Here is an 18,739-nt window from a genome sequence, read left to right on the forward strand (position 1 = left end):
GCAGCGCGCCCCCGGGCGCCCGCCCGCGCCGCTCGCGCCGTGGCCTGCTGCTCCTGGTGGTGGCGCTCGTGCTCGCCGTGGGCGTCGGCGGCGGCGCCTACTGGTTCGGCTGGGCCCGCTACTCCACCGTGCCGGCCGTGCTCGACCAGACCGGCGCCAGCGCGGTCACCGAGCTCGAGGCGGCCGGCTTCGAGGTCGTCGTGGGTGACCCGGTCTACAGCGACGACGTGGCGGAGGGCCGCGTGGTCTCCACCGACCCCGATCCCGGCTCGCGGCTGGTCAGCGGCCGCGAGGTCACCCTCGTCACCTCCCTCGGCGTCGAGGAGTACGAGGTGCCGCGCCTGGCCGGTCGCACCCGCGCCGAGGCCGAGGACGCGCTGCGCGACCTCACGCTCGTGCCCGGCCGCGTGCGCGAGCGCTTCTCCGAGCGCGTGCCCGAGGGCGTCGTGATCCGCAGCACCCCCGGCACCGGCGCCGTGCGCCGCCCCGGCGCCACCGTCGACCTCGTGGTCAGCAAGGGCCGACGCCCCCTCCAGGTGGGCGACTGGGTCGGGCGGTCGGCCGACCAGGCCGAGCAGACCCTCACCGAGCGCGGCCTGGTCGTCGTGCGCGACCAGGAGGTCTTCGACGACGAGGTCGCCGCGGGCGACGTGGTCAGCCAGAGCCCCGACGGCGGCACGCTCTTCGCCGGCGAGACCGTCACCTTCGTGGTCTCGAAGGGCCCCGAGCTGGTCGAGATGCCGCGTCTGACCGCCAGCGGCGTCGACGCGGCCCGCGAGCGGCTGGAGGACCTCGGCTTCGAGGTGAGGGTCGAGAACTCCTCCACCTACATCGGGCTGGGCTACGTGCTGTCCACCGACCCCGACCCCGGCGACATGGTGCCCAAGGGCAGCACGGTCACCCTCTTCCTGGTCTGACGGCCTGGTCCGACGTCCTGGTCCGACGTCCTGGTCCGACGTCCTGGTCCGACGTCCTGGTCCGACACCTTGGCCTGACGTCCTGGCCTGATTTCGCCGGCGGACGGGCGCCGCCCTAGCCTCGCGCCATGCGCAACCCCGTCGGCACCCACGTCCTCGTCGGCAAGGGGCTCGCGGCCGGTGCGCTGGCCGACGCCGAGCGGCTCGGCTGCGAGACCCTCCAGGTGTTCGTGGGCAACCCCCGCGGCTGGCGGCTCTCGCCGGGCAGGCCCGCCGACGACGCCGCCTTCCGCACCGCCACCGCCGAGCGCGCCATCCGCTCCTTCATCCACACCCCCTACCTGGTCAACCTCGGCTCCCCGACGGCGAGCACCTACGACAACAGCGTCGCCGTGGTCGCCCACAACCTGCGCCGCGCGGTCGAGATCGGCGCCGAGGGCGTCGTCGTGCACACCGGCTCCTACGTCGAGACCGGCGCGCCCGCCGGCGCGGCGGACCCCGCGGCGACGCAGGCCGCCCGCGCCGCGCGCCACGCCGCCGCCCTGCGGCAGGTCCGCGAGGGTCTGCTGCCGTTGCTGGAGACCCTCGAGGACGACGCCGCGCCGTGGCTGCTGCTCGAGCCCACCGCCGGCCAGGGCCGCTCGCTGTGCGCAGGCGTGGAGGACCTCACCGCCTACCTCGACGCCCTCGACCACCACCCCAAGGCCGGCATCTGCCTCGACACCTGCCACGTCTTCGCCGCCGGCGCCCCGCTCGACGAGCCCGGCGGCGCCGCTGCCACCCTCGACCGGGTCGTCGAGATCGGCGGGCCGGGCCGGCTGCGGCTGGTGCACGCCAACGACTCCATGGACGTGCGGGGCGCCCTGAAGGACCGCCACCAGAAGATCGGCCAGGGCCACATCGGCGAGACCGCCTTCGCCGAGCTGCTGGCCCACCCCGCCACCGCGGGGGTCCCCTTCGTGCTCGAGACCCCGGGCTCGCGCGAGGAGGGCGACCCCGACCTCGCGCTGCTCAAGCGGCTGCGGGCCCGCGTCGGGTCCGAGCAGGCCCGGTGAGCGCCCCGGCCCCGGCGACGCCCGCCCACGACGCGAGCGGCGTCGACCGGCGTACGACCCTGCTCGCGACGGCCGCGCTGCTGGCCATGACGGCCTGCTGGGGCAGCACGTTCTTCCTCATCAAGGACCTGCTCGAGCGGGTGCCGACCCTCGACTTCCTCGCCGTGCGGTTCACGATCGCCGGGCTGGTGATGCTGCTGGTCGCACCGCGCGCCGTGGCGCGCCTCAGCGCGGAGTCGCGTCGCCACGCCGCCGTGCTCGGCCTGGTCTACGGCGCGGCCCAGATCCTCCAGACCGCCGGCCTGGCCCACACCCCGGCGAGCGTCTCGGGCTTCATCACCGGCATGTACGTCGTGCTCACCCCCGTGCTGGCCGCCCTGCTGCTGCGCACCCGCACCTCCCCGGTCACCTGGGCCGCGGTCGCCCTCGCCACCGCCGGCCTCGGCGTGCTGACCCTCGACGGGCTGTCCATCGGCTACGGCGAGTCCATCACCCTGGTGAGCGCGGTGCTCTACGCCCTGCACATCGTGGGCCTGGGCGCGTGGTCCGACGCCCGCCAGGCGCTCGGCATGTCGATCGTGCAGCTGCTCGTCATCGCGGCGGTCTGCCTGGTCGCCACCGCGCCCGACGGCGTCGTGCTGCCCGCGACCACCGGCGACTGGGTCTCGGTGGTCTACATGGCCCTCTTCGCCGGCGCCCTCGCCCTGCTCGGCCAGACCTGGGCGCAGGCCCACCTCGCGCCCACGCGCAGCGCGATCATCATGAGCATGGAGCCGGTCTTCGCCGCCTTCTTCGCGGTGCTCCTCGGCGGCGAGGGCCTGACGCTGCGCATGCTCGGCGGCGGCGCGATGGTGCTGGCGGCGATGCTCGTCGTGGAGCTGGTGCCACGGCGCACGGTCGAGGGCGAGGTCCAGCACCTCGTGGTGTGACCCGGTGGTGTCTCGGGGGCCGGGAACGCCCCCGACGCGCGCCGTCACCGCCCTAGGGTCGGGCCCGGGCCCGGGTCAGCACGACGCGGGTCAGCACGGTGCGGCGACACACCACCGGCACCGTCCCGCGCCCGGCGAGGAGGGAGCACGTCATGGTCGTCGTCATGTCACCCGAGGCGACCGACGAGGACGTCGCCGCCGTCGTGGCCCGCGTCGAGGGCGTGGGCGGCCGCGCCAACGTGAGCAAGGGCCTCGAGCGCACCGTCATCGGGCTGGTCGGCGACATCACGTCCTTCCACCACCTCAACCTGCGCACGCTGCGCGGCGTCGCCGACGTGCACCGCATCTCCGACCCCTTCAAGCTGGTCAACCGCCAGCACCACCCCGAGCGCTCCACGGTCTGGGTCGGGCGTCCCGGCCGGCAGGTCCCGGTGGGGCCCGGCACCTTCACCCTCGTCGCCGGGCCGTGCGCGGTCGAGACCGCGGCCCAAACCCTGGAGGCGGCGCGGATGGCCCGCTCGGCGGGCGCCACGCTGCTGCGCGGCGGGGCCTTCAAGCCGCGCACCTCGCCCTACGCCTTCGCCGGCCTCGGCGTGCCCGCCCTGCGGATCCTCGCCGACGTCGGCGAGGCCACCGGCCTGCCGGTGGTCACCGAGGTGGTCGACGTCCGAGACGTCGACGTGGTCGCCGAGCACGCCGACATGCTCCAGGTCGGCACCCGCCACATGAGCGACGTCGGCCTGCTGCAGGCCGTCGGTGACGCCGGGCTCCCGGTCCTCCTGGAGCGCGGCGCCACCGCCACGGTCGAGGAGTGGCTGATGGCCGCCGAGCACGTCGCCCAGCGCGGCAACCTCGACATCGTGCTGTGCGAGGGCGGCATCCGCACCTTCGAGAGCGCCACCCGCCGCACCCTCGACCTCTCGGCCGTGCCGGTCGTGCAGGCGTGCAGCCACCTCCCCGTGGTCGTCGACCCCTCCCACGCCGTGGGCCGCAAGGAGCTGGTGGTGCCGCTGTCGCGCGCGGCCGTCGCGGTCGGCGCCGACGGGCTCGTCGTCGACGTGCACCCCGACCCCGAGACCGCACTGTGCGACGGCCCGCAGGCCCTGGTCGACACCGAGCTGCGCGAGCTGGCCCAGGCCGTACGCCGCTTCCCACCCCTGGTCGGCCGCGTGCCTGCGACCCCGACCCGGAGAGACCCGTGAGCAGCTGCCACCGCTGCGGAGCCGCGACCCCCACCGGGCGCTTCTGCGCCGAGTGCGGTGCCCCGGTCGCCGCCTCACCCGCCGCCGGTCCCGGATCCGCGAGTCCGCGCGACGCCAGCGCCGGCCGCACCGCCCGGGTGCTGCCCTGGGTCGTGGGCGCGCTCTTCGTGGTGCTGCTGGCCGCTGGCGGCGCCCTGCTGGTGCTGCGCGAGGGCCCCGAGGAGCCCGCGGCGGTCGACGTGCCGCGCGGCGGCGCAGGTCGCGACCCCGACAGGGCCCCCACCTCCGCGCCGTCGCCCTCCGGGTCCCCCGGCGAGGAGACCGCCCCGACCCCGACCGGCGACCCGGTCGAGGTCGCCGCCGCCGCGTCGATCACCGTGCCCGCCACCGCGCCCAGCAGCGTCGACGTCGCCGACGGCAGCACGACCTCCTACGACGACACCCGGCTCGTCGACGGCGACCCCACCACCTGCTGGCGCACGAGCGGCGACGCCGGCGGCTCCGAGATCGTCCTCGACCTCGCCGAGCCCGTGGCGCTCTCCCGGGTCGGCCTGGTCAACGGCTACGCCAAGACCGCGACCGACCCGCGCGGCACGACCTACGACTGGTACTCCCTCAACCGCCGCGTCCTCGCCGTGGAGTGGGTGCTCGACGACGGCACGACCCTGCGCCAGGACCTGGGCGAGAGCCGCGAGCTGCAGACCCTCGACGCCGGCGGCGCCGTCACGAGCAGCGTGCGGCTGCGCATCGTGGCGGTCTCGGCGCCCGGTGACGGCCCCGACGCCAAGGACTACACCGCGCTGAGCGAGGTCTCCCTCCTCGGCGCGCCCGTGGCCGCCGGCTGACCCGCGGGGCCCGGCACATCCCCGCGCGCGGGGGTCGCGGCGGGGGGCGTGGTCCCGGAGCCGTGGTGTCAGAGGGCCGCGAGCACCCCGGCGGCCCGCTCGACGTCGGCACGGCCGACGCCGAGGTGGGTGACCAGCCGCACGACGGCGGGGCCGACCGCCGAGACGAGCACGCCGGCCTCCCGGGCGCGCGCGACGACCTCGGCGGCGTCGCCGCGCGGCACGGCGACGATGTTGGTGTCGACGCCGGCGGGGTCGACGCCGCAGGCCTCGGCCAGCAGCCGGGCGTGCTCGTGGTCCTCGGCCAGCCGCTCCACGTGGTGCTCGAGGGCGTGCAGGCCGGCCGCGGCGAGGATGCCGACCTGCCGCATGCCGCCGCCCATGCGCTTGCGCCACACGCGGGCCTCGGCGATGACGTCGGCCGAGCCGACCACCAGGGAGCCGACGGGGGCGCCCAGCCCCTTGGACAGGCAGACCGCCATGACGTCGGCGATCGCGCCGTACTCGCTCAGCGCGGTGCCGGTGGCCACGTGGGCGTTCCACAGCCGCGCGCCGTCCATGTGCACCGCCACGCCGGCGCCGGTGGCCAGCTCGCGCAGGTCGCGCAGGTCGGCCAGGGGCAGCACGGTGCCGCCGGCGAAGTTGTGGGTGTTCTCCACCGAGATCGCCGCGGTGCGCACGAAGAACGGACCCATGTCGGGGGCCAGGATCGAGCGCACGGTCGGCAGGTCCACCTGGCCGCGCGGGTGGATCCAGGTGCGGGAGGTGATGCCGGAGTAGGCGCCGTGGGCCCCCAGCTCGGCGCGCACGATGTGGGCCGAGGCCTCGCAGAGCACCTCCTCGCCCGGCTTCACGACCGCGCGCACGGCCAGGACGTTGGCCATCGACCCCGTGGGGCAGAAGAGCGCGGCCTCGTGGCCCAGCAGGTCGGCCACCCGCTCCTCGAGCGCCAGGACGGTGGGGTCCTCGCCGTAGACGTCGTCGCCGACCTCGGCCCGGGCCATGGCCTGGCGCATCGCGTCGGTCGGGCGGGTCACGGTGTCACTGCGCAGGTCGATCACGCGGCCATCCTCCCGCACCGGCTCCCGTCGCCCGGTCGCGGGGCGAGCAACGACAGCGGCCCGGCGACGTGCCCGGGCGCCCTCGTGGCTTGCTCAGGCCTTGCGCAGCATCTCGGCGACGAGGAAGGCCAGCTCGAGGGACTGCACGCGGTTGAGGCGCGGGTCGCAGACCGACTCGTAGCGCGAGGAGAGGTCCATGTCGGTGAGCTCCTCGCCGCCGCCGACGCACTCGGTGACGTCGTCGCCGGTGAGCTCGACGTGGACGCCGCCGGGCCAGGTGCCGAGCGAGCGGTGCACGTCGAAGAAGCCCTGGACCTCGTCGATGACGTCGTCGAAACGGCGGGTCTTGTAGCCCGAGGAGGCCTCGAAGGTGTTGCCGTGCATGGGGTCGCAGACCCAGGCGACCTCCAGGCCCGCGGCCTTGACCTTCTCCACCAGCGGCGGCAGACCGTCGCGGATCCTCCCCGCGCCGAAGCGGGTGATGAAGGTGAGCCGGCCGGCCTCGTTGTGGGGGTTGAGCTTGGCGGCCAGGGCGATCGCGTCGTCGGGGGTGGTGGTGGGGCCGAGCTTGACGCCGATGGGGTTGCGGATGCGGCTGAGCAGCTCCACGTGGGCGTTGTCGAGCTGGCGGGTGCGCTCGCCGATCCAGACGAAGTGCCCCGAGACGTCGTACGGCGCGTCGGTGCGCGAGTCGATGCGCGTCATCGCGTGCTCGTACTCCAGCACCAGCGCCTCGTGGCTGGAGTGGAAGTCGACGCGGTGGAACTCGTCGGGGTCGGCCCCGATGGCCTGCATGAAGGTGAGCGCGCGCTCGATCTCGCCGGCCATCTCCTCGTAGCGCTGGCCGACCGGCGACTCGCGCACGAAGTCGGTGTTCCAGGTGTGGACCTGGCGCAGGTCGGCGTAGCCGCCGGTGGTGAAGGCGCGCACGAGGTTGAGGGTCGCGGCGGAGGCGTTGTAGACGTCGACCAGGCGCTGCGGGTCGGGCACGCGGGCCTCGGGGGTGAACTCGAAGCCGTTGACCGCGTCGCCGCGGTAGGCCGGCAGGGTCACGCCCTCGCGGGTCTCGAGGTCGGAGGAGCGCGGCTTGGCGTACTGACCGGCCAGGCGGCCGACCTTCACGACCGGCACCGAGGCGGCGTAGGTGAGCACGACCGCCATCTGCAGCAGCACGCGCAGCTTGTTGCGCACGTTGTCGGCGGTGACCCCGGCGAGGGTCTCGGCGCAGTCGCCGCCCTGGAGCAGGAAGGCCTCGCCGCGCGCGACCGCGGCCAGCTTGCCCTTCAGCTCGTCGCACTCGCCGGCGAAGACCAGAGGCGGCATCGTGCGCAGCTGCGCGACGGCGGAGTCGACGGCCGCCTGGTCGGGGTAGGTCGGCTGCTGGGCCGGGCCGAGGGCGTGCAGGGTGGCGAGGTCGGGGATGGTGCTCACCGGCCAAGGGTACGGCCGGGTCCGCTCGCGCCCCGAAACAGCGCGACCCCGCCCGCGATGCGGACGGGGTCGTGCCGGACGGTGCGCGCGACGCGGCGGGGCCTTCAGTCCTCGAGGTGCTCGATGTCGCGGAAGCCGGTGCGCTTGGCGCGCACCCCGCGGTTGACGAACCAGGTGAGCAGCCACAGCGCCACGCCGATGAGCAGCAGCACGAGCGCGATCTGGTACTGCAGGACGTCGCGGTCGACCCACGGGCCGATGAGGAAGGCGCAGAGCACCGCGGCCACGGCCGGGGTGACGCCCGGGGAGCGGAAGAAGCCCGTGCCCTGCTTGTCGTCGCGGCGCAGGATCAGGCAGGCCACGTTGACGATGGTGAAGACGCCGAGCAGCAGCAGCGAGGTCGTGCCGGACAGCGCGGCGACGATGCTCGAGTCCGACTGCGTCGCGACGTACCAGATCAGGGCCACGGCGATGAGCGTGGTGAAGATGATGCCGACGTAGGGCGAGCGGCGGTTCGGGGAGACCTTGCCGAGGCTGCGGGGCAGGACGTCCTGACGGGCCATGCCGTAGACCAGGCGGCTGGCCATGAGCATGTTGATCAGCGCGGTGTTGGCGACGGCGAAGACGGCCAGGAACGGGAAGACCTTGTCGATCGGGAAGTCGGGGGCGCCCTTGCCGACCACCTCGAGCAGCGCGCGGCCCTCGGACTCGTTGATGACCGCGAGCTCGTCGGGGGTGAGCACCGTGACCACCGCGATGGCCACCAGCATGTAGAAGATGACCGCGATGCCGAGGCCGGTGAGCATCATCTTCGGGAAGATCCGCTCGGGCTCCTTGGTCTCCTCGACCATGTTGACGGAGTCCTCGAAGCCGACCATCGCGAAGAAGGCCACCGAGGTGGCCGCGGTGACGGCGAGGAAGAGGCCCTTGTCCTCGGGCGACTCGAAGGTCGTGATCTGGCTGATGTCGCCCTCGCCCTGGGCCATGGCGTAGAAGCCGACGCCGATGACGATGGCCAGCGCGGTCATCTCCACCAGCGTGAGCACGACGTTGAACTTCACGCTCTCGCCGACCCCGCGCAGGTTGATCGCGGCCAGCAGGCCCATGAAGAGCATGGCGATGATCGTGGTGCCGGTGGTCGAGAGCCCGGTCTCCAGCCCGATGCCGTCGAGCCCGGCCAGGAGGTTCTGGGCCAGGACGTTGGCCGAGGTGGAGGCGCTGGTGATGCCCGAGCAGATCACCGCGAAGGCCACGAGGAAGGTGACGAAGTGGATGCCGAAGGCCTTGTGCGTGTAGAGCGCGGCGCCGGCGGCCTGGGGGTACTTCGTGACCAGCTCGAGGTAGGACAGCGCCGTGAGCGTCGCGACGACGAACGCGACCAGGAACGGCAGCCAGACGACGCCGCCGACGATGCCGGCCATCTGGCCGGTCACGGCGTAGACGCCGGCGCCGAGGATGTCGCCGACGATGAACAGCAGCAGCAGCTTGGGGCCCATCACCCGCTTCAGGGTGGGCTCGGACCCGGGTGTCTCCACCGCGGCGGTCTCGTGGGTGCTCATCAGGGTGCCTCCTGGTGGATGCGTGCGAGTGGGCCTACCCAACCCCAGGCGGGGGGTCGTTGGCTACTCGCCCCGCGGCAGGAGGCCTTCCCGGCGGGCCCGGGGCTCAGCCGAAGAACACCTCGGCCTCGGCGTACTCCTCCGCAGAGACCAGCTTGAGCTCGGCGGTGCCCTCGGCCAGCGGCACCCGGTCGATGCGGGTGCCGCGCAGGGCCATCATCGTGCCGAAGTCGCCGTCGGCGACCGCGTCGACGGCCTGGAGGCCGAAGCGGGTGGCCAGCCAGCGGTCGAACGCCGTGGGCGTGCCGCCGCGCTGCACGTGTCCGAGCACCACCGCGCGGGCCTCCTTGCCGGTGCGGTGCTCGATCTCGGAGGCCAGCCGGTCGCCGATGCCGCCGAGGCGCACGTGGCCGAAGGCGTCCTTCTCCCCCGAGGCCAGGGTCATGCCCGAGCCGTCGGCGGGGACCGCTCCCTCGGAGACGACCACGATGGGGGCGTACTCGCTCTCGAAGCGGGTCTCGACGTGGGCGCAGACCGCGGCGATGTCGAAGGGCTGCTCGGGGATGAGCACGGCGCTGGCACCGCCGGCGATGCCGGCGTGCAGAGCGATCCAGCCGGCGTGGCGGCCCATGACCTCCACGACGAGCACACGGTGGTGCGACTCCGCGGTGGTGTGGAGGCGGTCGATGGCCTCGGTGGCGATGTTGACCGCGGTGTCGAACCCGAAGGTGAAGTCGGTGCCCGAGAGGTCGTTGTCGATCGTCTTGGGCACCCCCACGACCTTGACGCCCAGGTCGGCCAGCCGGGTGGCGACCCCGAGGGTGTCCTCGCCGCCGATCGCGACGAGGGCGTCGACGCCGTCGGCGGCGAGGTTGTCCTTGATCCGCTCCACGCCGCCCTCGATGGAGAACGGGTTGGTGCGGCTGGAGCCCAGGATGGTGCCGCCGCGGGGCAGGATGCCGCGGCACTGCTCGACGCCCAGCGGCATGGTCAGCCCCTCGAGCGGGCCCTTCCACCCGTCGCGGTAGCCGACGAACTCGAAGCCGTGGTCGCGCGTGCCGCGCCGCACGACCGCGCGGATGACGGCGTTGAGACCGGGGCAGTCCCCGCCTCCGGTGAGTACTCCGACGCGCATCTGCGCTCCTGTCCTGGTGACCCGGGAGGGCCGTGGTCGGTGGTCGGCCCGGCCGACGGCTTGGATCGTTCGAAGCGGGCGGGCCCGACTGTAGTGGCGGTCACACGGTCGGGCCAGGTGCTGTCCACCGCCCGGGCGGGTCGGCGTCGGGCCGCCGGGGTGGCGGGTGGGGTGGCGGGCGGGTGGGCCGGGGTGGAGCCGCCGGGGTGGGCCGGGGCGGGGCGGGCGTGTCCTAGGGTCGCGCCATGACCTTCTCGATCGTGGCCCGCTCCGCCGACGGTGAGTCCTGGGGCGTGGCGGTGGCCTCCAAGTTCCTCGCGGTCGGTGCGGCCGTGCCGGCCGCCGTGGCCCAGGTCGGCGCCCTCGCGACCCAGGCCGACGCCAACGTCGCCTACAAGGGCATGGCCCTCTCCCACCTCGACGACGGCGCCACCGCGGAGGTCGCCCTGCAGCGGCTGCTCGAGGAGGACCCGGGCCGCGACCACCGCCAGGTCGGCATCGTCGACGTCGACGGCGGCGCGGCCAGCCACACCGGCCCCGCGTGCCTCGACTGGGCCGGCGGCGCGACGGGCGAGGGCTTCGCGATCCAGGGCAACGTGCTGGCCGGGGAGCACGTGGTCGAGGCCATGCGCACGGCCTGGGAGGGCTCCCCCGCCGAGGCTCCCCTGGCCCGGCGCCTGCTCGCCGCCCTCGCGGCCGGCGACGAGGCGGGCGGCGACAAGCGCGGCCGGCAGTCGGCCGCGCTGCTCGTGGTGAGCGACGGCGCCGGCTACGGCGGGCTCGACGACATCGCCGTGGACCTGCGCGTCGACGACCACGTCGACCCGCTGGCCGAGCTGGCCCGGCTGCTCGACCTCAACGACCTCTACCTCACCGCCTCGACCGAGGAGGAGAAGGTGCCCGTCACGCCCGAGCTCGAGGCCGAGCTGACCGCCTTCGCCGCGGCCCAGGGCCAGCGCGACTTCCACGCCTGGGTCGGCACCGAGAACTACGAGATGCGGGTCGACCCCGAGCTGGCCTGGATCGACCGGCGGGTGCTCGACATCGTGCGCTCCACCGGCGCGTGAGCGCCGCCGGCAGGCCGGGCCCGTGGGCGCCGGGCCCGTGACCCGGCCATGAGCGGCCAGGGCGGCGCGCAGGGCTCCGACGTGCGACTGGCCGTGCGGGTGACCTCCACGGCCGTGCACGTGGCCGGCCTCGCGCCCAACGGCGCGACCATCGCCACCTCCGCGCTCACGCTGCGCCACCACCGGCCGGCGCCCGACCAGGTGGAGACCTCCCCCGAGGAGGTCTGGCAGGGCACGCTGAGCGCCGTCGCCGAGGTGGGCGCGGCGCTGCCCGAGGGCTGGGCGGTGGTCGAGGTCGCCGTCGGCGGCGACCCCCACACGCTGCTGGTCTGGGACCGCGAGACCCTCGGCGCGCCCCGACCCGCGATCACCGCCGGCGACCGTCGTACGACGGGGCTGTGCGAGCAGCTGCGCGCGGAAGGGGCCGCGGCGCACGTCGAGCTGCTCGCCGACCAGCCGCTGGACCACCGGGTCGCCGGCCCGCGGCTGCGCTGGCTGGCCGAGCACGAGCCGCACACGTGGGCGCTGGTGGAGGACGGCCGCTACGCCGTCGGCGGGGTGGAGTCCTACCTCGTCGCCCGGATGACCCGCGGGCTCGAGCACGTCACCGACGCCGCCCACGCCCGGCCGACGCTGTTGCTGGGTGCCGAGGGCTGGTCGGAGGAGCTGTGCGCCCTCTTCGGCGTGCCGCTCGACGCGCTGCCCGAGCTGGTCGAGGCCACGTCGCCCGCGCACGCGCCGACTCCCCGGACCGACGCCCGGCCCGACGCCCGGACCGACGCCCGGACCGACGCCCGGCCCGATCTGCGACCCGACCTGCGGGTCGGCGCCTGGGGTCGCACCGACCCCCGCACGTTCGCCGGGCTGGCCGTGCCGGTCAGCGCGCTCGCGCCGGCCTGAGCCGGTCGCGGGCGGCCGCAGCCGCGTCGCGCTCGGCACGTGCGACCTCGAGGGCGCCGGCCGCCTCGCCGCGGGCGTCCTCGGCGTCGTCGAGCTCGTCGTCGACCTGCTCGGCGCGCGCCTCGGTCTCGGCCACGCGGCGACGCAGCTCGTCGAGGTCGGCCTGCAGCTGCATCGAGCGGGCCTCGAGCTCCTGCACGTGGGCCTGCGCCTGCTCGTGCTCGCCGGTCGCCGCCGCCAGCGCCTCCTCGGCCGCCTCGAGGGTCTCCTGGGCCGAGGCCAGGGCCTTCGCGTCGGCCTCCGGGTCAGGCACGACGCGCAGCTCGGGTCGCGGCGTCGGCGCGGCCTCGCGCGGTGCGGCCGCGTGGCCGAGCGCCGCCGGCAGCGCGAGGGCCGCGGCCACGTCGACCTCGTCGACGCCGGTGCTGGCGAGCGGACCCACGAGCAGGCCGCTGCGCACGGCGGCCCCGCAGCGCTCGTCGAGCACGGCGGCGGTGAGCGTGGCCTCCACCTGGTCGGCCACGGCCTGCGTCACCCGCACCCCCGCCTCGGCGGCCAGGGACCGCGCCTGCTGGGTCACCGCCGCCGTGAGCTGGCGGCGCTGACGCGTGAGGGCCCGCAGCTGGTCGGCCGACATGCCGGCCTGGGCCTCGCGCAGGGCCGAGCCCACGCTGAGCACCTGGTCGACCTGGGCGGCCTCGCGACGCACCAGGAGGTTGACCACCCAGGCCGCCGTCGACGGCTTGCGCAGCGCCTTGAGCGCGGCGGCGAGGTCGGTGCCCTTGTGGGCCCTGGCCCGGGCGTCCCGCGCGGCGGTGAAGTCACCGGGCGGCAGCGCGTAGAGCTCGTCGGCGAGCTCGAGCACCGGGTCTGCCATCCGGCGAGCATAGGGCGGGGCCCGCGGGGGCTCCCACGGGCACCGGGGCCTCGACGTCGCCGACGGGCGGCCCGGTGCGCGGGCCCGCGGGCGGACGGGTCGCTCAGCCGTCGTCGTCGAGGCCCTGCTCGATGGCGTAGCGGGTCAGCTCGACCCGGTTGTGCATCTGCAGCTTGCGCAGGGTGTTCTGCACGTGGTTCTGCACCGTGCGGTGGCTGAGCACGAGGCGCTCGGCGATCTGCTTGTAGGACAGCCCCTTGGCGACCATGCGCAGCACCTCGGTCTCGCGGTCGGTCAGCGCGTCGCGGGAGGGGTCGGGCGCGGCGGGCCCCTCGGCCATGCGCCGGAACTCCCCCAGCACCAGTCCGGCCAGGCCGGGGGTGAAGACCGAGTCGCCGCGCGCCACCCGACGCACGGCCTCGAGCAGCTCCTCGCGCGACGCCGACTTCACGAGGTAGCCGGTGGCCCCCGCCTTCACCGCCTCGAGCACGTCGGCCTGCTCGCCGGAGGCCGAGAGGATCAGCACGCGCGCCGACGGGTCGTGGCGCAGCACCTGGGCGGTGACCTCCACCCCGTCGGGCTCCGGGATGCGCAGGTCGAGCACCACGACCTGCGGGCGCGCGGCCGGGAAGCGGGCGATCGCCTCCGCCCCGGTGCCGGCCACCGCGACCACGTCGAAGCCCGCCGCCTGCAGGTCGCGCTCGACCGCGTCGCGCCACATCGGGTGGTCGTCGACCACCATCACCCGCACCGCTCGCTCCGCCATGGCCCGGACCCTACCCAGGTCGGCGGGCCCTGACGCGTGGTCGGCCGCGGGTCCCCCGGGCCGCGAGGGTCAGCCCAGCCGCGAGTAGCGCCCCCGGCGGTGGCCGAGCGGCTCGACGTCGTCGCCCACCTCGACGTGCTCGACCAGGCAGGTCAGCAGCCGCGACCAGCCGGCCGGCTCCGCCGCGACCAGCCGCACCCCGGCCCACGTGGTGACGTCGGCCAGCCGCGGCCCCCAGGCGGTCTCGGTGAAGGCCGCCTGCCGGAAGGGCCCTCCGGGCGCGGGCGCCGTGCCGGCGAACTGGTCGGCCAGGTCGCGGTGGCCCCAGGCCAGCAGCTGCACCACGAGGGCGTCGCCCACGTCGACGGAGTCGGCGAGGTCGGAGTCGGGGTCGACCAGCCCGAGCACGCGGGCGGGCTCGCCCCCGGCCACCAGGAACGAGCTGACGGTGAGCCCGGCGCGCGCGGGCCCGGCGCCCGTGGTCCACAGCGAGACCGCGCCGCCGGTGCGGCCGCGGAGGCGGCGTACGGGGTCGGGATCGGGGTCGGCGAAGGGATGGGTGTCGTGGATGGTCATGCGTCCTCCTGCGCCGCGTCGCGACGTACGACGAGCTCCCACTCGGTGCCGTGCGCGCCGGTGCTGAGCGTGGCGGTGCCGCCCAGGTCGACCATCCGGCCGACGACGGAGCCGCTCACCCCCATCCTGCCCTCGGCCTCGGCGCTCGCCAGCCGTCCGGGGGCGATGCCCGGGCCCTCGTCGCGCACCGAGACCTCCACCCGGGCGCCGAGGTCGTCGAGCAGCACCCAGGCCGGGGCCCCCTCGCCGACGTGGCGCGCCACGTTGTCGAGGCAGGCTCCCACCGCCGCGGCGACCTCGCCGGCGACGTGACCGGGCAGCAGCACCGGCTCGGCCGGCACCACCACGGTCACGCCGGCCCGCTGCTCGAAGCGGGCCAGGGCGACCGCGAGGTCGACGGTCACGGGGCCAGCGGAGCCCGGCACCGCCCCGTCGGCCCCGTCGCTCCCGTCACCACCGCGCCCCAGGGAGGCCTCCTCCTGCACGAGCCGGCGCAGCGCCGCCTCCTGCTCCCCGGCGAGCCGGGCCAGCTGCGCGCCGTCGCCGCCCAGCTCGCGACCGCGGCGCTGCACGAGCGCGAGCACCTGGAGCACGCCGTCGTGCACGGCGCGCGCCAGGCGCACGCGCTCGGCCGCGGCCGCGGCCGCGCGCTGGGCGAGGTCGCGCTCGGTGGCCATCTCCTGCAGCGAGCCGCACATGTAGCCCACGATCGGGCCGCCGATGACGAGCAGGAAGACGTTGCCGTAGTTGTTCTGCGTGAGGTCCTCGCGCACCAGCAGGTCGGTGCCGCCCAGCACCAGCCCGGCGACCAGGCCGCCGGCCCAGCGCCAGTGGACCGCCCAGGCCAGCAGGGCACCCATCACCCAGAAGCCGGGCAGCGACGCGCTGAACCCGTCGCCCTTGAGCAGCGGCGTCACCGCCAGCGAGCCCACCGCGAGCCCGAGGTCGGCCACGAGCAGCAGCGCCGTGCGCCGCCGGACCACGGCGTACGCCGCGAGCGCCACGCCGGTCCACACGACCATCGCGACGACCGCCGCCGCGGCCCACCGCGGGTGCTGGAAGTTCTCCGCGCGGTAGAGGTTGAGCCCGACCGCGTTGGCCAGCACCACCACCCGCAGCACGGCGAGCGCACGGAACAGCCGGTCCTCGACCGCCCGCGCGGCCGCGCTCGCAGGACCCACCGGTCTCAGCCCACCGGTCTCAGGAGGCCTGGCGCCGGGAGTCCTCGGCGGCCTTCTCCTCCGCGCGCGCCCTCGCCTGCTCCTTGGCCAGGTCCTTGGCCTGCTCCTTGGCCAGGTCCTTGGCGCGGGTGGCGTACATGTCGACGTACTCCTGCTCGGAGAGCCGCATGATCTCGTACATGATCTCGTCGGTGACCGAGCGCAGGATGTAGCGGTCGTTCTCGAGGCCCTCGTAGCGCGAGAAGTCCAGGGGGCGGCCGAAGCGCACGATCGGTCGGGTGAACGAGCCGAACTTCTTGCCCGGCGGCGCCACGACGTCGGTGCCGACGACGGCGACCGGGACCACCGGCACCCCGGTCTCGAGCGCGAGGCGGGCCACACCGGTCTTGCCGCGGTAGAGCCGGCCGTCGTGGGAGCGCGTGCCCTCGGGGTAGATGCCGAAGAGCCCGCCCTCGCCGAGCACCCGCTTGGCCGACGCCAGCGCGCCCGCCGCCGCGTCGCCGCTGGTGCGGTCGATGGGGACCTGGCCGGATCCGGAGAAGAACGTCTTCTGCAACCAGCCCTTGAGGCCGGTGCCGGTGAAGTACTCCGCCTTGGCCACGAAGGTCACCCGCCGCGGCAGGGTCAGCGGCATGAAGAGCCAGTCGGCGTAGGAGAGGTGGTTGCTGGCCAGGATGGCCGGGCCCTCGGGGGGCACGTTGTCGGCGCCGAAGGTCTGGGGGCGGAAGACGACCCGGAGCAGGGGGCCGATCGCGACCCACTTGAGGAACCAGTAGAACACCGAGACACCCTCCCCGACCTCGCACGCCTGTCACACCACGACCGCCAGCGCCGATCAGCTGGAGGGGCCGTCGGCCCGGGTCGCCAGGCGAAGACTAGGGCATGATCGCCGCCATGGAGACCCAGCCGCAGGTCCACCCTCAGGCGCAGCCGCTCTCGATCCCCGCGCGACCGGAGCTCACCGGCGGGCGCCGGGTGGGGGTGCTGCTCAGCCACGGGTTCACCGGCTCCCCTGCCTCGATGCGACCGTGGGGCGAGCGGCTCGCAGCCCGTGGCTACGCCGTCGAGGTGCCGCGCCTGCCCGGGCACGGCACGTCGTGGCAGGACCTCAACACCGTCGGCTGGTCGCAGTGGCGCGACGCGCTCGAGGAGACCCTGGAGGAGCTGGCCGCGCGCTGCGACGCCGTCGTGCTCGCCGGGCTCTCGATGGGCGGGGCGCTGGTGCTGCGCCTGGCCGCCGACCACGCCGACGACCCCCGGGTGGCCGGCGTCGTCGTGGTCAACCCCGCGCTGGCGACGAAGCGTCTCGACGTCAGGCTGCTGCCCGTGCTCAAGCACGTCGTGCCGTCCTTCCCCGGCATCGTCAACGACATCAAGCGACCCGGCACCGACGAGCACGGCTACCACCGCACGCCGCTCAAGGCGGCCCACTCGATGATGCGTGCCTGGCCGGGGGTCGTGGCCGACCTGCCCCGCATCTCGGTCCCGCTGCTCTACCTGCGCTCCACCGTCGACCACGTCGTCGACGACTCCACCGAGCCGCTCGTGATGGACCGGATCTCCTCGCCCGACCGCACGCTGGTCCGGCTCGAGGACAGCTACCACGTCGCCACGCTCGACAACGACGCCCAGCGGATCGTGGAGGAGACGCTGCGCTTCCTCGAGCGGGTGACCGCACCCGCCCGCTGACCGCGTACCGTGGGCCGGGTGCAGCGTGAACCCCACGACGCCGAGGACGGGTCGACCGACCCCCACGACGCCGCCTGGCGCGCGATCGTCGACAACTACGGCGACCGCCCCGAGCTCGACCCCGACGACCTCCCGGGGGCGGGGCCGCGCCACGACGACGCCGCGGCCGGCCCCGGTGACGCACCGGAGCCTCCCGCCGAGCGCGTGGGCCGGTGGCGCCTGGAGCCCGAGACCCCCGTCGAGGGACCCCGCGACCCGTTCGCGCTGACCCCGGAGGACCGCTTCGTGCCGCCGGAGCCCCCGCCGGTGGACCGCCCGCCGCTCGACCGCCTGGCGGCGTGGGTCGGTGTGCTCGGCGCCCCCGTGGTCGTGGTGGCCCTGCTCCTGCTCTCCACCGTGCTCGGCGTCGGGTTCCCCGGCTGGGTGCTGCTGCTGCTGGTGGCCGCCTTCATCGGCGGGTTCCTCTACCTCGTGGCCCGCATGCCCCGCGAGCCCCGCGACCCCTGGGACGACGGCGCCCAGGTCTGAGCCCCACCCGCGGGCGCCGGCACCCGGACGGCCTCAGCCTCCGGCGGCCCCGCGCGCCAGGTACGCCGCACCGACGACACCGGCCTCGGGGCCGAAGCGGGCCCGCAGCACCGGAGGCACGCGGCGGTGGGCGGCGCCGACCAGCGACCGGGCCAGCGCGGAGCGGGCCGGCTCGAGCAGCCGGTCGCCCGCGGCCGAGACCCCGCCGCCGACCACGACGACCTCGGGGTCGAAGGCGGCCACGAGGTTGGCCAGGCCGACACCGAGCCAGTCGCCGACCGACGCGAAGGCCTGCCGGGCCAGCAGGTCGCCGTGCTCGGCGGCCTCGGTGACCATCGGGCCGAGCAGCCGCTCCGGCACGCCGCCGCACATCTCCTCGAGCACCGTGGGCTCGTGGCCGAGGCGGTCGCGGGCGAAGCGGACCAGGGCGTTGCCGCTGGAGTACTGCTCCCAGCAGCCCCGGCCCCCGCACTCGCACGGCGCACCGTCGGGCACGACCTGCGCGTGGCCGAACTCGCCGGCCATGCCGTTGGTGCCGCGGTGCACCCGCCCGCCCAGCACGACCGCACCCCCGATCCCGGTGCCCATCGTGACCACCAGGGCCTCCGAGGCGCCCCGGGCGGAGCCGGCCACGCACTCGGCCAGCGCGGCGCAGTTGGCGTCGTTGTCGAGGGCGACCACGGTCTCCCAGCGCGCGGCCAGCCGGGCGCGCACGTCCTCGCCGCGCCAGGGCAGGTGCGGGGCGAACATCACCCGCTCCCCCGCCGCGTCGACGAACCCGGCCGCGGCCAGGCCCACCCCCGCGACCGGCCGTCCGTCGGCCACCTCGCGCACGGCCTCGTCCAGGGCGGTCTCCACCAGACCCACCTCGACGCGGCGGCCCGGGGTGGAGCGGCGGGCGATGCGCGGCAGGGAGTCGTCGGGGGCGACCTCGGCGGCGAGCACCTTGGTGCCGCCGACGTCGACGCCGATGAACAGCCCGGCGCCGTCGTGCGACACCGTCTCGTGGGGCGGGGCCACG

Annotated in this window: 19 protein-coding genes; 9 read left to right on the forward strand and 10 right to left on the reverse strand. The window is 75.3% G+C overall.

Translation table 11 applies throughout. From position 1 onward, the window contains the following. The 5 genes from LPA27_RS08220 to LPA27_RS08240 all read left to right on the forward strand — a co-directional run. The coding region (locus LPA27_RS08220) for a Stk1 family PASTA domain-containing Ser/Thr kinase (protein ID WP_228942141.1) at nt 1-917 on the forward strand (917 nt) is incomplete at its 5' end. 128 nt (nt 918-1,045) lie between these two features. Further along, complete coding sequence (locus LPA27_RS08225) at nt 1,046-1,972, forward strand: deoxyribonuclease IV (RefSeq protein WP_056862488.1); 927 nt, start codon at nt 1,046-1,048, stop codon at nt 1,970-1,972. Next, nucleotides 1,969-2,901 (forward strand): DMT family transporter, encoded by a 933-nt coding sequence (locus tag LPA27_RS08230; protein WP_228942142.1) that lies wholly within the window; start codon nt 1,969-1,971, stop codon nt 2,899-2,901. The genes LPA27_RS08225 and LPA27_RS08230 overlap by 4 nt, the downstream gene beginning before the upstream one ends. Nucleotides 2,902-3,065: 164 nt before the next feature. Next, nucleotides 3,066-4,103 carry a 3-deoxy-7-phosphoheptulonate synthase gene (gene aroF, locus LPA27_RS08235; RefSeq protein ID WP_227489285.1) on the forward strand — a complete coding sequence of 346 codons (1,038 nt, stop codon included), beginning with the start codon at nt 3,066-3,068 and terminating at the stop codon, nt 4,101-4,103. After that, on the forward strand, nt 4,100-4,948 hold the full coding sequence (locus tag LPA27_RS08240; protein WP_228942143.1) for a discoidin domain-containing protein: 849 nt from the start codon (nt 4,100-4,102) through the stop codon (nt 4,946-4,948). The genes aroF and LPA27_RS08240 overlap by 4 nt, the downstream gene beginning before the upstream one ends. Before the next feature lie 68 nt (nt 4,949-5,016). On the opposite strand, the gene LPA27_RS08245 is transcribed toward LPA27_RS08240, so the two are convergent. The 4 genes from LPA27_RS08245 to LPA27_RS08260 form a co-directional block, all read right to left on the reverse strand. Then, the gene (locus LPA27_RS08245) at nt 5,017-6,009 is read right to left on the reverse strand and encodes a threonine aldolase family protein (protein ID WP_056862485.1); all 993 of its coding nucleotides are present in this window, start codon (nt 6,007-6,009) and stop codon (nt 5,017-5,019) included. A 93-nt stretch (nt 6,010-6,102) separates the two neighbouring features. Further along, a complete protein-coding gene (locus LPA27_RS08250; RefSeq protein ID WP_056862484.1) occupies nt 6,103-7,440 on the reverse strand; it encodes a class II 3-deoxy-7-phosphoheptulonate synthase in 1,338 nt (445 codons plus the stop codon). 104 nt (nt 7,441-7,544) lie between these two features. Continuing rightward, entirely contained in the window at nt 7,545-8,999 is a 1,455-nt protein-coding gene (locus tag LPA27_RS08255; protein WP_156697698.1) for an APC family permease, read from the reverse strand. Between the two features lie 106 nt (nt 9,000-9,105). Further along, complete coding sequence (locus LPA27_RS08260; RefSeq protein ID WP_056862483.1) at nt 9,106-10,134, reverse strand: 6-phosphofructokinase; 1,029 nt, start codon at nt 10,132-10,134, stop codon at nt 9,106-9,108. A gap of 245 nt (nt 10,135-10,379) precedes the next feature. Between LPA27_RS08260 and LPA27_RS08265 the strand changes: the two genes are divergently transcribed. Beyond that, nucleotides 10,380-11,201: a DUF1028 domain-containing protein gene (locus LPA27_RS08265; protein WP_228942144.1), complete on the forward strand. Its 822-nt coding sequence runs from the start codon at nt 10,380-10,382 to the stop codon at nt 11,199-11,201. Nucleotides 11,202-11,249: 48 nt separating this feature from the next. Continuing rightward, entirely contained in the window at nt 11,250-12,101 is an 852-nt protein-coding gene (locus LPA27_RS08270) for an FGGY family carbohydrate kinase (protein ID WP_228942145.1), read from the forward strand. On the opposite strand, the gene LPA27_RS08275 is transcribed toward LPA27_RS08270, so the two are convergent. From LPA27_RS08275 to LPA27_RS08295, 5 genes are all read right to left on the reverse strand, one after another. Then, nucleotides 12,079-12,978, reverse strand: a complete 900-nt coding sequence (locus tag LPA27_RS08275; RefSeq protein WP_228942146.1) for a hypothetical protein — start codon at nt 12,976-12,978, stop codon at nt 12,079-12,081. The genes LPA27_RS08270 and LPA27_RS08275 overlap by 23 nt on opposite strands. Before the next feature lie 103 nt (nt 12,979-13,081). Then, the gene (locus LPA27_RS08280) at nt 13,082-13,744 is read right to left on the reverse strand and encodes a response regulator (RefSeq protein WP_056862479.1); all 663 of its coding nucleotides are present in this window, start codon (nt 13,742-13,744) and stop codon (nt 13,082-13,084) included. A 69-nt stretch (nt 13,745-13,813) separates the two neighbouring features. After that, nucleotides 13,814-14,320: a flavin reductase family protein gene (locus LPA27_RS08285; RefSeq protein ID WP_056904540.1), complete on the reverse strand. Its 507-nt coding sequence runs from the start codon at nt 14,318-14,320 to the stop codon at nt 13,814-13,816. Next, complete coding sequence (gene macS / locus LPA27_RS08290; RefSeq protein ID WP_228942147.1) at nt 14,317-15,501, reverse strand: MacS family sensor histidine kinase; 1,185 nt, start codon at nt 15,499-15,501, stop codon at nt 14,317-14,319. Before macS ends, LPA27_RS08285 begins: the two co-directional genes overlap by 4 nt. A 19-nt stretch (nt 15,502-15,520) precedes the next feature. Next, nucleotides 15,521-16,282, reverse strand: a complete 762-nt coding sequence (locus LPA27_RS08295) for a lysophospholipid acyltransferase family protein (protein ID WP_056862476.1) — start codon at nt 16,280-16,282, stop codon at nt 15,521-15,523. Between the two features lie 113 nt (nt 16,283-16,395). On the opposite strand from LPA27_RS08295, the gene LPA27_RS08300 reads away from it, so the two are divergent. Together LPA27_RS08300 and LPA27_RS08305 are read left to right on the forward strand one after the other, a co-directional pair. After that, on the forward strand, nt 16,396-17,190 hold the full coding sequence (locus tag LPA27_RS08300; protein ID WP_228942148.1) for an alpha/beta hydrolase: 795 nt from the start codon (nt 16,396-16,398) through the stop codon (nt 17,188-17,190). 18 nt (nt 17,191-17,208) lie between these two features. Next, nucleotides 17,209-17,718: a hypothetical protein gene (locus LPA27_RS08305; protein WP_228942149.1), complete on the forward strand. Its 510-nt coding sequence runs from the start codon at nt 17,209-17,211 to the stop codon at nt 17,716-17,718. Nucleotides 17,719-17,751: 33 nt separating this feature from the next. On the opposite strand, the gene LPA27_RS08310 is transcribed toward LPA27_RS08305, so the two are convergent. Then, nucleotides 17,752-18,738 carry an ROK family protein gene (locus LPA27_RS08310; protein WP_228942150.1) on the reverse strand — a complete coding sequence of 329 codons (987 nt, stop codon included), beginning with the start codon at nt 18,736-18,738 and terminating at the stop codon, nt 17,752-17,754. Nucleotide 18,739 lies beyond the last annotated feature (1 nt).

Origin of the sequence: Nocardioides sp. Leaf374 (assembly GCF_916862475.1) — a bacterium.
GTDB classification, from domain to species: domain Bacteria; phylum Actinomycetota; class Actinomycetes; order Propionibacteriales; family Nocardioidaceae; genus Nocardioides; species Nocardioides kribbensis.

What these genes read in the sequence shown, in the direction of transcription:
- LPA27_RS08270 (WP_228942145.1), top strand. Translation starts at nt 11,250, where the DNA reads ATGAGCGGCCAGGGCGGCGCGCAGGGCTCCGACGTGCGACTGGCCGTG.
- LPA27_RS08260 (WP_056862483.1), bottom strand. Translation starts at nt 10,134, where the DNA reads ATGCGCGTCGGAGTACTCACCGGAGGCGGGGACTGCCCCGGTCTCAAC.
- LPA27_RS08300 (WP_228942148.1), top strand. Translation starts at nt 16,396, where the DNA reads ATGGAGACCCAGCCGCAGGTCCACCCTCAGGCGCAGCCGCTCTCGATC.
- LPA27_RS08225 (WP_056862488.1), top strand. Translation starts at nt 1,046, where the DNA reads ATGCGCAACCCCGTCGGCACCCACGTCCTCGTCGGCAAGGGGCTCGCG.
- LPA27_RS08255 (WP_156697698.1), bottom strand. Translation starts at nt 8,999, where the DNA reads ATGAGCACCCACGAGACCGCCGCGGTGGAGACACCCGGGTCCGAGCCC.
- aroF (WP_227489285.1), top strand. Translation starts at nt 3,066, where the DNA reads ATGTCACCCGAGGCGACCGACGAGGACGTCGCCGCCGTCGTGGCCCGC.
- LPA27_RS08285 (WP_056904540.1), bottom strand. Translation starts at nt 14,320, where the DNA reads ATGACCATCCACGACACCCATCCCTTCGCCGACCCCGATCCCGACCCC.
- LPA27_RS08280 (WP_056862479.1), bottom strand. Translation starts at nt 13,744, where the DNA reads ATGGCGGAGCGAGCGGTGCGGGTGATGGTGGTCGACGACCACCCGATG.
- LPA27_RS08275 (WP_228942146.1), bottom strand. Translation starts at nt 12,978, where the DNA reads ATGGCAGACCCGGTGCTCGAGCTCGCCGACGAGCTCTACGCGCTGCCG.
- LPA27_RS08265 (WP_228942144.1), top strand. Translation starts at nt 10,380, where the DNA reads ATGACCTTCTCGATCGTGGCCCGCTCCGCCGACGGTGAGTCCTGGGGC.